Origin of the sequence: Paraburkholderia caffeinilytica (genome assembly GCF_046030355.1) — a bacterium.
GTDB lineage: Bacteria > Pseudomonadota > Gammaproteobacteria > Burkholderiales > Burkholderiaceae > Paraburkholderia > Paraburkholderia caffeinilytica_B.
Window position 1 is genome coordinate 164,274 of record NZ_JAQQCQ010000001.1, and the last position, 13,527, is coordinate 177,800.

Below are 13,527 nucleotides of genomic sequence, written 5' to 3' on the forward strand. Positions count from 1 at the left end.
CGGGTTAGTGTCGTTCGCTAGCTCGCAACGGGGCAAGCCGCAAGGTCTTGTCCCGTTTTTTACATTGGCGCCTCCTCTTTCGATCGTCGTTTTATGCGATACGGCTGATACACCGGGCGCGAACGTATCTCCTCGTCAAGCCCGGCAACTGTACGAATGGTTGCGATTTGTCCTGGCGACAGCCTTCCGAGCTTGCGGCTAAGCTCCGCGTACATGCGGTACTCGTCGGTGGGCAAATCCGGAATCAGTTGAATGCTCGTCGGTGAATCCGAGAGCTCCCTCTCCAATCCTGCTTTCTCGTCAGGCGCGAGCTGCAACGAATCGGCGAAACGTTCCAAGAATTCTTGAGACGGATTTTTGCGCCCCACTTCTACGCCCGACACATGCGATGCGTCATATCCAAGCCTCTCGGCAAGCTCCTGCTGCCGCAGACCAGCTCGCAATCGAAGGGTTCGGAGGTAAATTCCGATTGGCGTTGACATGGCGAAATGACGATAGATGGACACACGGCATACCAACCATAGACCAAAGGAAAAATTCAGCCAATACACAAGTGTTTGATTATAAAGAGTAATTTATTTATTTCACTATCGAGTGCTGCCCGATTTCCGACGTTGGAAGTCCGTGGCGACGCGTCAGGCTCAGTGAACGGGGATTTCCCGATGCCGCTGCTCGGCGACAGACGCCTATCGCACCGTTGCTTTATCTGAAGCCATTTCAAGGCTTTTCGCCTCGGCCATTTATAATCCCCAAGCGGCCCCGGCACAGTCGCCCGTATCGTTGTACCGGACGAAAAAGGTTTGAAGGCAGCGCTCAGGGCGAGCAAGCCATATGCCCCAGAAATGGAGAACACGCAACAGGGCTAGGCCGTTGAGTGAATCGGGATGATCGACAATGGAAAAGAAATCGCTGTCTGAGCGAGACATCTGCAGCAAGTTCATCACCCCAGCGCTCATCGCGGCCGGATGGGATCTGCACAATCAGTTACTCGAAGAAGCAGCGCTAACTAGTGGCCGGGTGGTGGTTCGAGGCAATAAGGCGAAGCGAGATGAAAAGACTATCCGGCGCGCGGACTACGTGCTGTACTTCAAGCCCGGCATCCCGCTCGCGATCGTAGAAGCGAAGGACAACAACCACACGGTACGCGACGGCATCCAGCAGGCGCTTGCCTATGCCGACATGCTCGACGTCCCATTCGCTTTTTCGAGCAACGGGGACGGCTTCATCTGGCACGACAAGACCCTGCATGACGGCGTGCTCGAGCGCGAGATCGCGATGGACCAGTTTCCGTCGCCAGTTGAGCTGTGGCAGCGCTACCTCGCGTGGAAGGGCATCGGGCCGGAGGCGGAGCCAGTCTACGCGCAGGACTACTACCCCGGCAAGCCGACGCGCTATTATCAGCTGAACGCGGTGAACCGCGCGATCGAAGCGGTCACGAAGGGGCGGTCGCGGATCCTGCTGGTGATGGCAACAGGCACCGGCAAGACCTATACAGCGTTCCAGATCATCTGGCGGTTGTGGAAGGCGCGAGCGGCAAAGCGCATCTTGTTCCTCGCCGACCGCAACATCCTGGTGGACCAGACCAAGACCAACGACTTCAAACCGTTCGCCGGTGCAATGACCAAGATCGAGAATCGCGAAGTCGACAAGTCCTACGAGATCTATCTGTCGCTGTATCAGGCGGTGACTGGCACGGAAGAAACACAGAACATTTACCGCCAGTTCAGCCGCGACTTTTTCGACCTCGTCGTGATCGACGAATGCCATCGCGGCAGTGCGGCCGAGGATTCGGCCTGGCGCGAGATTCTCGACTATTTCAGTTCGGCAACCCATCTTGGGCTGACCGCGACGCCAAAGGAAACCGCCGAGGTGTCGAACATCACCTACTTCGGTGAACCGGTCTATACGTATTCGTTACGGCAAGGCATCGAGGACGGCTTTCTGGCGCCGTACAAGGTGATTCGGGTCGATCTCGACAAGGATCTGGGCTGGCGGCCCAAGGCCGGGATGGTCGACAGGCTGGGGCAGCTGGTCGAAGACCGGATCTACAACCAGTCCGACATGAACCGGTCGCTAGTGCTGACGCGCCGTGACGAAGCGGTCGCGAAACGCGTCACCGAATTCCTGCACGCAACTGACCGGATGGCGAAGACCATTGTGTTCTGCGAGGACATCGACCACGCGGCCCGGATGCGCCAGGCGCTGATCAACGCGAACCCCGACCTGGCGGGCGCCAATCCGAAGTACGTAATGCAGATCACCGGCGACAACCTGGAAGGCAAGCTCGAGCTCGACAACTTCATCAATCCCCGCAAAGACTATCCGGTGATTGCCACCACGTCGCGCCTGATGACGACCGGCATCGATGCGAAGACCTGCAAGCTCGTTGTACTCGATCGTACGATCAGGTCGATGACCGAGTTCAAGCAGATCATCGGCCGCGGCACGCGGATCGACGAGGAGTACGGCAAGCTGTGGTTCACGATTCTGGACTTCAAGAAGGCGACCGAACTGTTTGCCGACCCGGCTTTTGACGGCGATCCGGTCGTGGTGTTCGAACCCGAGCCTGACGAACCCGTCGTTCCGCCGGAAGAGGATAACGATCCGGTGGGCGATCCCGCTGGCGGTCTGGACGGAGAGGTTGGCGGCATGCCAATTGGGCCTGACGGGCCCGGCACAGGTCGAACCAGATACGTCATTGACGAAGTGCCCGTGTATGTCGTCAATGAACGGGTCCAGTATCTGGGCCCCGACGGCAGACTGATCACCGAGTCGCTGCGCGACTTCACTCGGATCCAGATCGGCAAGCGCTTCGTGTCGCTCGACGCGTTCCTGCAGGCCTGGAACGATGCCGACAGGAAGCAGGCGATCGTCGCCGAGCTCGAGGAACAGGGCATCCTGTTCGATGAACTGGCGAAAGAGGCCGGCAAGGACCTCGACCCGTTCGACTTGGTTTGCCATATCGCGTTTGGCCAGAAGCCGCTGACCCGGCGGGAGCGCGCCGAGAACGTCAGGAAGCGCGACTATTTCGGCAAGTACGGCGACACCGCGCGGCAGGTGTTGCAGGCGCTGCTCGAGAAATATGCCGACGACGGCATTGAGAACATTGAACGCCCAGAAGTACTGCGGCTCGCGCCGCTCGACCAGCTCGGGTCGCCCGTCGAGTTGGTTCAGGCATTTGGCGGCCGGGCCCAATATCAGGCCGCGATCCGCGAGCTTGAACGCTCGCTCTATCAATAAGGTTTTACCGGCTCACCTATGACAATCAGCTCCACCTTTATCAAGTCCGTGCAGGACGTCATGCGCCAGGACGCAGGCGTCGACGGCGACGCGCAGCGGATCTCGCAGCTGACCTGGTTGCTGTTCCTGAAGATTTTCGACGACCAAGAAACCGAGCTCGAACTGATGCGCGACGCCTACAGGTCTCCACTGCCCGAGCGGCTGCGCTGGCGCAACTGGGCGGCGGATCCGGAGGGCATCACCGGCGATGAACTGCTGACGTTTGTGAACACCGATCTGTTTCCATCGTTCAAGGCACTCAATGCGGACCCGAAGCGTAATGCGCGCGGTTTCGTGGCGCGCGAAGTGTTTAGCGACGCCTACAACTACATGAAGTCCGGCCATTTGCTGCGCCAGGTGATCAACCGGATCAACGAGATCGACTTCAACAATCGCGCGGACCGTCACCTGTTCAACGACCTGTATGAGCGGATCCTCAAGGACCTGCAGAGCGCCGGCAACGCTGGGGAGTTTTACACACCGCGGGCGGTGACGCAGTTCATGGTTGACCAAGTTAACCCGCGGCTCGGCGAGCGCATCCTGGATCCGGCGTGCGGCACCGGCGGTTTTCTGGCGTGCTCGCTCGAGCACCTGAAAGCGCAGCGCAGAAGCGTCGAGGACGACATCGTGGTGCAGAACGCGATTAACGGTGTCGAAAAGAAGCAGCTGCCGCACCTGCTGTGCGTCACGAACATGATGCTGCACGGCATCGAGGTACCGTCGTTGATCCGTCACGACAACACCCTGGCCCGGCCGCTCGCTGACTATGGCACGCGCGACATGGTCGACGTGATCCTGACCAATCCGCCATTCGGCGGCACCGAAGAACCTGGCATCGAAGGGAATTTTCCGGCCGATGTGCGCACGCGTGAAACCGCCGACCTGTTCTTGGTGCTGATCGTCGAACTGCTGAAGCACAACGGCCGCGCGGCAGTCGTGTTACCGGACGGCACGCTGTTCGGTGACGGAGTGAAGGCTCGTATCAAGGAAAGGCTGCTGACCGAGTGCAACCTGCACACGATCGTGCGATTGCCGAACGGCGTCTTTGCACCGTACACCGGTATCAGGACCAACCTGCTGTTCTTCACAAAGGGCACACCCACGCGCGAGGTCTGGTACTACGAGCACCCGTACCCGGCCGGATACAAGAGCTATTCGAAAACCAAGCCGGTCCGGATCGAGGAGTTCGAAGGAGAGAAGGCATGGTGGGGCAGCAACGCAGATGGGTTTGCCAGTCGCGTCGAGACAGAGTTTGCGTGGAAGGTAGACATCGCGACGCTGAAGGCGAACGGCTACAACCTCGACCAGAAGAACCCGCACAAGGACGATGAAGTTAGCCATGACCCGGACGAACTGTTGATCCAGTACCAGCAGTTGGCAGCCCAGGCGCAGGCGTTGCGCGACCGGCTCAAGGGAATCTTGGCGGCTGCGCTGGAGGGCCAGCAATGAACCTCAGGGATGGCTTTGAACTGCTGGCTACGGCGCCGGATGGAGTCACACGCCTGCGCGAATTGATCTTGAACTTAGCCGTGAGGGGAAAATTAGTACCGCAAAACCCCAACGAAGAAGCTGCAAACGAGCTTCTTCGTCAAATCCACCGGGAGAGAGACCGGCTGATCAGCCAAGGGAAAATCAAGCGTGAAATGTCGCTTCAGGAGATCACCGATCAAGAAAAGCCGTACGACTTACCGGATACCTGGGAGTGGATACGCCTCAGCAACCTCTTGCCCGAATTCCAAAACGGGGCATCCAGCCGAGGAGATAAGGATGGCGTCCCAACAACGGTATTGCGGCTGGCAGACATTAAAAATGGCCGAATTTACCTGAATGACACGCGTGAAATTGCGATCGCTGCTCGCGACATTGACAAGTACAACCTTGCCACGGGCGACATTCTTGCTATCCGCGTGAATGGCAGTGCTGATCTTGTCGGACGGCTTATTCTGAACGACAGTCAGCTGGACGCAATATATTGCGACCACTTCATCCGCATACGAGTGAACGGTTCGTGGATCTCGCCGTCATATCTCGCTACCATAAGTGACTCTGGACTCGTAAGAAACGCAATCTCAAGCTTGTTCGTCACAACCGCCGGTCAAAAGACGGTAAATCAAGGACACGTCGGCTCGCTTGTCATCCCTTTGCCGCCCCTGACCGAACAGCATCGTATTGTCGCCAAGGTCGACGAACTGATGCACCTGTGCGATGAGCTGGAAAATCGTGGCCGGTTGGAGGCCGAGCAGCACGCGCGGCTGACCGCGACACTGTTCGATGCGCTGGCGGCCAGCGAGTCGCCGCACGCGCTCGGTGAAAACTGGGCCCGCGTCGCCGCGCATTTCGATCTGCTGCTCGACCGCCCGGAAGCGATCGACGCACTCGAGCAGACGATCCTGCAGCTCGCCGTGCGTGGTCTGTTGGTCCCGCAGGATGCAAATGATGAACCGGCCAGTGAGCTGCTTCGAAAGATTCGTTTGGAGAAGGATCGCTTGATTGCGGATGGAAAAATCAAGCGCGACAAACCGACTGAGCCGATTGCGGACTATGAAAGACCATTTGAGGTGCCAGCCGGATGGACCTGGGCAAGGACACCGCAAATCGCGGAAAGCCGCCTCGGGAAAATGCTGGATAAAGCAAAAAACACTGGTGCGCCATACCCCTATCTCAGAAACACCAATGTCCAATGGAACCGTTTTGAACTTGACGATATCAAGACCATTCAGTTGGAGGATTACGAGCTGGACGAGTATCGCCTCCGCGCTGGAGATCTCATGATCTGCGAAGGCGGGGAGCCGGGGCGTTGTGCGATCTGGCGCGAAGAGTCTTCCGATATGTACTTCCAGAAAGCACTCCATCGAGTCCGTGCGCTGGGTGGGGTATCTCCGGAGTATTTGACTCTATGTTTAGAAAGTGACGCCAATTCCTCTCGGCTTGAACAGTACTTTACGGGCGCGACCATCAAGCACTTCGCCGGGCAAGAACTATCCAGATATTGCATCCCCTTACCTCCGGTTGCTGAACAAGTCCGAATAGTCGCCCGTGTTGGCAAATTACGTCTTCTATGCGCCGCGTTGCGCGAACGCCTGACTGCACGCCAAACATGCCTGGCGCGTCTCGCCGAAGTCGTTATTGGGCAGGCTGCGCCCACCGCTTCGTCGGCGACATGCACGGATGACCTAGCAGCGGCCGCCTGAGGAATGGCCAGCGTCGAAAGGACGGCCGCGTCGCGGCAGGTGGCGGGCCGGTTGGCATCGGGCCGCCGGCCGCGGCCTGGTCGCTCCAAAGGGGTCCATCAGCTATTGATAATACAGGATCTCAATAACTACCGTCTTATCCAAAAACTTGGTGGAAAACGCGTCCCAGTCCATCTCAGCGTCGTGCCGGCTCTTATTGGCGACCAAACTGCTGCGACGGGCGTACTCAAGGCGCGATCTCTAATTTGCAGTCGAGCCGCGGGTGTTCATTTGCGACTGTTACTGAGAAAGTGTGAAATCGGTTATTCAGTGTGTCATGCTTCGCAAACCACAGCTACCTCCCTCAAAGACCACTGCTTTCGCGCTGATCTGAGTTAGCGATAATATGATGCTGCAACAATAAGAATTTACATTCAGGAGAGCAGTATGGGCGAGACCAGCGGTAACGATTACGCGTTGATCGCGAGCGGCATTGACAAGGTTTTCGAGCACCGCAAAAACTTTCTTGTGATTGGTCTCACGGGCCGCACGGGGAGTGGCTGCACGACAGCCGCAAAAATTTTAGCAACTCCATCTTTCGCCTCGCTAGCCCTGCCAACCGTCCAGAACCCACCGCGATCTCACGAAGACAGGAAGCTCAGGATTGTTCGCTTGTGGGCGGAGACTCACTGGCGTCCGTTCGTGACCATAAGCGCTACTGCGGTCATCCTCGCCCTCGCGCTGAAGGACGGCCTTTCCAACCTACTGGACGTGATACAGCGAGTCGACACTGGCGCTGACCTAGCTCCAATTCAGGGACTTTTGACGCCGTACGAGAACGATGTAAAGAATGCTTTCGATGTGGCCAATGATATTCATGGCCCGCGCAGACACGCTGCCGCGCACGCGGCGAAGACACTGACAACTGGTATCGTTACCGCGCTAGACGCACTAAAGCCATTACTTTCGAGTCGTACTGCATACACGCAGCTATTTCAACTTTTGGGAAACAATGTGCGCCGTTCCGGCTCACCAACAAAAGACGATATCGACCCAGATAAGATTTTTACCATCCCAGCGACTATCGTATTGGTGATAGATGTTTTGCGGGTCTACTTCAAAATGGAAGACATAGCGCAACAGTACATAGTGATCGATGCTCTTCGTCATCCGTACGAAATCCGATACTTGCGCGAACGTATCTCGTCTTTCTACACCGTCGCGGTCAGCACGACGGACGAGGAAAGGGAGCGCCGTCTGCATTCATTGCAAATGACAGACGAGCAGGTTAAACAGCTCAGCGACATTGAATATCCGAACAAAATCGGGAAAGCGACAGACTACTCGCAGTTGGTAAAGCAGAACATTCAGGCATGCCTTGAGCTAGCCGACATTTACATATCTAATGCCAATGGTAATAACGGTCCACACGTTGATCTGACCCGGCAGCTAGTTCGGTATGTCGCGCTCATGCAACATCCGGGTCTCATCACCCCTACTGCGATCGAGAGATGCATGCAGGCTGCAATTACTGCGCGTGCGAATTCCGGTTGCATATCCCGGCAGGTGGGTGCGGTGGTGACCGACGAACATTTTTCTGTCAAGTCAATCGGATGGAACGACGTACCGCAAGGGCAAGTGCCCTGTGTGTTGCGCAATGTTGGTCATCTTATGCAAGGAAACTACGACCGGCCCGCTTACAGCGATTTTGAGCGGTCGAATGCAAAGTTTCGAGAGTCTGTAGTTCTCACTTACAACTGGAATCCTAGCAAAGACAGTTTCAAAGGGCGTAATTTAAGCTATTGTTTCAAAACGGCCTACAACGCAATTTCGCCCGACGGTAACAACCAGGTCCATACCCGCTCTTTGCATGCCGAAGAAAACGCATTCCTGCAGATTGCAAAATACGGGGGCCAGTCTATTGCAGGCGGATATCTATTCACTACCGCTAGCCCATGCGAGCTATGCGCCAAAAAGGCATATCAGCTCGGCATTCGTAAGATTTTCTATATTGACCCATACCCTGGTATCGCAATTACTCATGTGCTCGGTTCCGGCTCCATGAAGCCAGAATTACAACTATTCGAGGGCGCGATTGGATCAGCGTACCATGACCTATATCAACCAGTAATGCCTTATAAAGACGAGTTACCACGATTAATCGATGCGGACAAAGATAGAGCGCCCGGCGTTGATGTTGCGCAGCGCTCGCGTGGGTGACGGAAGTACTTGCTTGAACGATGCGGGCGAGACTCCCGCGTCGGCTAGGATTACAGCAGCTTTAGATTATGCGATGCAAAGTCTGTCGCCTTGGTGACGATGATCGAAAACAGCTTCTCGTGATCCATTACCCGTTTGGCTATGGCGGCCACGGCATTCTTCAGTTGATCTGCCGGATCATCCCCATATTTGATGTACTCCGCCGGCGGTAACTCGAACGTCTTCCCTGTAGTTGTCGAGTACGAGCGTCTGTAGCCGGCGTTCGCCATTAGTTCATGGAGCGTCTGGTAGCACTGAGCTGACAGCTCATGCGGTGTGCGCCGCTCGTCCCGGTGTAGTTCAACGCGGATGATAGAGTAGGTCACAGTTAAGCCTTTGAATTTCGTTCGCTGGGTGGCTCAGGAAGATGATAAGTCGGCGGACTATTTCTGTAAATCAGGGTGTGATCCGGCTGGCTCAGTGATCGCAACAACTACCGGCAGTCTGGCGGAAAATGCTTCCGAGAATTTCGAGGTAGCGTGCAGCCAGATCGTGATTTTGGTCGCAGTCCAGTTTGGGGAGTAACTCGTCGTCAACAATCGTCTTAGCCTGTACGGACGAGGCGAGTCTCGGGGCAGATATGGGCGGCCAGCTGAGATGATCGCTACGCACTTACGGGTTCGAGACCACAAACTTGGCCGCGAACCGACGTCACGTCGGCGAGCCTCCTCCGCACGTCCTGTCTCCCAGAGACTACCGCCTGGGCGGGACCGCCCTCACTCGCACCGAACTGAGAAGTGCGGGATAAATCGGTCGGTGTCTGCGACCTCCCGAATCCGGGCAAAAATCAGCGCGGCCAGGGCACTTTGAACCGCCGGCGTTTCAGCCAAGCAGGGTAGATCGCGAAGCCCAATGCAGCGCGGAACTCTTCCGGCCTTACACGGCGCAAATATTGCGCACTTCAACCGGCGATGCTCGTCGCCGCTGAGATGACAAAGGGTCAGCCGAAGCTAACCCTTTGGGTTGATTGCCGGAGAAACAAGCGTTCGATCGCAAGTCGCAACAGCAACCACGAAGAGCACTGACCCGGGCGTTATCCTGCCAGTCTCACCATTTCGGTTTTTCTAGTCTCACGAACTGTGCTGCAGTCTCGCGAATTCCGTTTCCCTGCACTTGCGGCTATCAAACATCAATATTCCCTGCCCGCAACGCATTCGACTCAATGAAAGCCCGCCGCGGCTCCACATCATCCCCCATGAGCGTCGTAAAGATGCCATCAGCCGCGATAGCGTCCTCAATCTGCACACGAAGCAAACGACGCACCGTCGGATCCATCGTCGTCTCCCAAAGCTGCCCAGGATTCATCTCGCCCAGGCCTTTGTATCGCTGCTTGGAAATATTACGTTCAGCATCAGCCAGCAACCACTTCATAGCGCTCTTGAAGTCGGTAACAGCCATACTCCGCTCACCACGCTTGATCACCGCCCCAACACCAATCAACCCCTTAAACGTATTAGCGGTATTGATCAGCTGCTGGTAATCAGCAGTGAGCTGAAAATCCTGATCCAACACAGAAATCTTCTGATTCCCGTGATGAGTCCGGGCAACGCGCAGCGAGCGCAGTTCGCGCACCGGGTCATACATCGTCGTGACCTTAACCTCAGGCTTCAACGCATCATCCCGCAACTTAGCCTCAAGCGCCGCAGCCGAAACCGCAGCCGCTTCCTCGGAGGAAAGGTCAATCGCAACCCCATCCATCACAGCCTCAAGCGCCCCAGCGTCATACAACCGGCTCAGACGGTTCACAACAGCTTGAGCCAACAAATAAGCCCGAGCCAACTCCCCAAGCGCATCGCCGGTGATAGGCGTAGCCCCTTCAGAAGCCAACAGCTCCGACCCCTGCAACGCCAGCTTCAGAATGTGAGCATTAACCTCAGCCTCATCCTTCAAATACCGCTCATCCTTACCCGCCTTGATCTTGAACAGCGGCGGCTGCGCGATATAGATATACCCACGCTCGATCATGTCCGGCATCTGACGATAGAAGAACGTCAGCAGCAGCGTGCGGATGTGCGCGCCGTCCACGTCAGCATCGGTCATGATGATGATGCGGTGATAACGCAGCTTGTCGAGGTTGTAGTCTTCCTTGCCGATGCCGCAACCCAAGGCAGTGATCAAAGTCACAATCTGCTCCGAAGAAAGCAGCTTGTCATACCTTGCCTTCTCCACATTGAGCACCTTGCCGCGCAGCGGCAAAATCGCCTGAAACTTCCGATCCCGTCCCTGCTTCGCCGACCCACCTGCCGAGTCACCCTCGACGATATAAATTTCCGACTTCGCCGGATCCTTCTCCTGACAATCCGCCAGCTTCCCAGGCAACCCAACCCCATCCAGCACACCCTTCCGCCGCGTCATTTCACGCGCCTTCCGAGCCGCATCCCGCGCACGCGCAGCATCGACAATCTTGCCGCAAATGATCTTCGCGTCGTTCGGCGTTTCCAGCAGGAATTCCTCAAGCGCCTTCGCGACCACATCCTCCACCGGCGCGCGCACTTCCGACGACACCAGCTTATCCTTGGTCTGCGCGCTGAACTTCGGCTCCGGCACCTTCACCGACAGCACGCACGAGAGCCCTTCGCGCATGTCGTCGCCGGCCGTCTCGACCTTCGCTTTCTTCGCAACTTCGTGATCGGTGATGTACTTGTTCAGCACGCGCGTCATTGCCGCACGCAACCCGGTCAGGTGGGTGCCGCCGTCGCGCTGCGGAATGTTGTTCGTGAAGCACAGCACGTTTTCGTTGTAGCTGTCGTTCCACTGCATCGCCACTTCCACGCCCACGCCGTCTTTCTCGCCGCTCACGTGGAAAATGTTCGGGTGCAGCACGGCCTTGTTCTTGTTGATGTACTCAACAAAACCCTTCACGCCGCCCACGAACGCGAAATCTTCTTCCTTGCCCGTGCGCTGGTCGGTCAGCTTGATTCGCACGCCGTTATTCAGGAACGACAGTTCGCGAATCCGCTTGGCCAGAATGTCGTAGTGATATTCGACACTGCCGAAAATCGTCTCGTCCGCCAGGAAGTGCACTTCGGTGCCGCGGTTTTCGGTTTCGCCGATCAACTGAATCGGCGAGACAGCCACGCCGTCGATTTCTTCGATCACGCGGTTCTGCGGCACGCCACGGTGGAATTCCATGAAGTGCTTCTTGCCGTCGCGGCGAATGGTCAGGCGCAGCCACGCGGAGAGCGCGTTCACGCACGAGACGCCCACGCCGTGCAGGCCGCCGGACACCTTGTAGCTGTTCTGGTCGAACTTGCCGCCGGCGTGCAGTTCGGTCATCACGATTTCAGCGGCGCTGCGCTTCGGATCGTGCTTGTCGTCCATCTTCAGGCCGGTCGGCACACCGCGGCCGTTGTCGGTGATCGAGATCGAGTTGTCCGCGTGAATGATCACCTGGATATCGTTGCAATGCCCCGCCAACGCTTCGTCGATGGAGTTGTCCAGCACTTCGAATACGAGGTGATGCAAACCGGTCCCGTCTGACGTATCCCCGATGTACATTCCCGGCCGCTTGCGTACCGCCTCCAGACCTTCGAGGATCTGAATCGAGGAGGCGCCGTAGCTGTTATCGGGTTGCGAATTGTTCGTTTCAGTCATGGATTTTTTCCGGTTCTGCGTTGCTGCCAGGTTGCTGCTCGGGACTTTTCAAAACACCATAAAAACGCCAAAGGGGCGCTGCGCCCCTTGGTGTGTTCTTTGGTTTTGGACGCGTTAGATGCGCATCGGCATCACGACGTATTTGAATTCGTCGTTCTCGGGAATCGTGATCAACGCGCTGGAGCTGGCGTCGCCAAGGCTCACTTGCAACATGTCGACCTTCAGGTTCGCGAGCACGTCGAGCAGATACGTGACGTTGAACCCGATATCGACGCTGTCGCCGTCGTACGCGATTTCCAGTTCTTCCTGCGCCTCTTCCTGATCGGCGTTGGTCGACATGATCTTCAACTGGCCCGGCTCGATAATGCAGCGCACGCCCTTGAATTTGTCCGACGTCAGAATCGCGGCGCGTTGCAGCGAGCGCTGCAGTTCTTCACGGCCGATCACAAACTGATTCTTGTGCGACTTCGGAATCACGCGCTGGAAGTCGGGGAATTTGCCTTCCACCAGCTTCGACACCAGTTCGACCTGGCCGAACGTGAACTTCACCTGCGTCGCGGCGATGTCGATCTTCAGCGTGTCGTCGATGTCTTCCAGGAGACGCTGCAGTTCCAGAATCGTCTTGCGCGGAATGATCACTTCCTGGCGCGCGAACGAGCCTTCGATCTTCATCGACGAGAACGCGAGGCGGTGGCCGTCGGTTGCGACTGCCATCAGCTGGTCGCCGTCCACCACCAGCAGCATGCCGTTCAGGTAGTAACGGATGTCCTGCTGGGCCATCGAAAAATGGACCATGCCGAGCAACTGGCGGAACGTTTTCTGGGGAACCACCAGGTTCGCGCCGTAGTCTTTAGCCTGAGCAACGGTCGGGAACTCGTCGGCCGCCAAGGTTTGCAGCGCAAAGCGGCTCTTGCCGGATTGCACGGTCAAACGCTTGTCGTTCAGCGTGAGCGTGACCTGCCCGTCGGGCATGGCGCGCAGAATGTCGAGGAGCTTTCTTGCTGCCACCGTGGTCGCGACCGAATCGCCGCCCACGCCAAAATCGGCACGCGTGGTGATCTGCAACTCGAGGTCGGTCGACAGGAACGACACGTCAGGGCCGTTCTTGGTAATCAGCAAATTGGCGAGGATCGGCAACGTATGGCGGCGTTCGACGATGCCGCTCACGGTTTGCAGCGGCCTGAGGAGGTTATCGCGTTCGGTCTTGACCAGTTGCATAGAGTTC

The 13,527-nt window shown here is 57.0% G+C and carries 8 protein-coding genes; 4 read left to right on the top strand and 4 right to left on the bottom strand.

Going from position 1 to position 13,527, the window contains the following annotated elements; translation table 11 throughout:
- Window positions 1–59: 59 nt before the first annotated feature.
- Window positions 60–506, bottom strand: coding sequence for a helix-turn-helix domain-containing protein (locus tag PQQ95_RS00720; RefSeq protein ID WP_408433696.1), 447 nt, complete (start codon window positions 504–506; stop codon window positions 60–62).
- 388 nt (window positions 507–894) lie between these two features.
- Between PQQ95_RS00720 and hsdR the strand changes: the two genes are divergently transcribed.
- The 4 genes from hsdR (at window position 895) to PQQ95_RS00740 (ending at window position 8,669) form a co-directional block, all read left to right on the top strand.
- Window positions 895–3,240 (top strand): EcoAI/FtnUII family type I restriction enzme subunit R, encoded by a 2,346-nt coding sequence (gene hsdR / locus PQQ95_RS00725; protein ID WP_408433699.1) that lies wholly within the window; start codon window positions 895–897, stop codon window positions 3,238–3,240.
- Between the two features lie 18 nt (window positions 3,241–3,258).
- Window positions 3,259–4,728 (top strand): type I restriction-modification system subunit M, encoded by a 1,470-nt coding sequence (locus PQQ95_RS00730; protein WP_408433702.1) that lies wholly within the window; start codon window positions 3,259–3,261, stop codon window positions 4,726–4,728.
- Window positions 4,725–6,470, top strand: coding sequence for a restriction endonuclease subunit S (locus PQQ95_RS00735; RefSeq protein ID WP_408433704.1), 1,746 nt, complete (start codon window positions 4,725–4,727; stop codon window positions 6,468–6,470). The genes PQQ95_RS00730 and PQQ95_RS00735 overlap by 4 nt, the downstream gene beginning before the upstream one ends.
- 426 nt (window positions 6,471–6,896) lie before the next feature.
- Window positions 6,897–8,669 carry a hypothetical protein gene (locus PQQ95_RS00740; protein WP_408433707.1) on the top strand — a complete coding sequence of 591 codons (1,773 nt, stop codon included), beginning with the start codon at window positions 6,897–6,899 and terminating at the stop codon, window positions 8,667–8,669.
- Between the two features lie 50 nt (window positions 8,670–8,719).
- On the opposite strand, the gene PQQ95_RS00745 is transcribed toward PQQ95_RS00740, so the two are convergent.
- The 3 genes from PQQ95_RS00745 to dnaN all read right to left on the bottom strand — a co-directional run bounded on the left by PQQ95_RS00745 (window position 8,720) and on the right by dnaN (window position 13,520).
- Window positions 8,720–9,034 carry a hypothetical protein gene (locus PQQ95_RS00745; protein ID WP_408433710.1) on the bottom strand — a complete coding sequence of 105 codons (315 nt, stop codon included), beginning with the start codon at window positions 9,032–9,034 and terminating at the stop codon, window positions 8,720–8,722.
- A gap of 796 nt (window positions 9,035–9,830) precedes the next feature.
- Window positions 9,831–12,302, bottom strand: a complete 2,472-nt coding sequence (gyrB, locus tag PQQ95_RS00750; protein ID WP_408433712.1) for a DNA topoisomerase (ATP-hydrolyzing) subunit B — start codon at window positions 12,300–12,302, stop codon at window positions 9,831–9,833.
- Between the two features lie 114 nt (window positions 12,303–12,416).
- Window positions 12,417–13,520 (bottom strand): DNA polymerase III subunit beta, encoded by a 1,104-nt coding sequence (gene dnaN / locus PQQ95_RS00755; protein WP_408433714.1) that lies wholly within the window; start codon window positions 13,518–13,520, stop codon window positions 12,417–12,419.
- Between the last annotated feature and the right edge of the window lie 7 nt (window positions 13,521–13,527).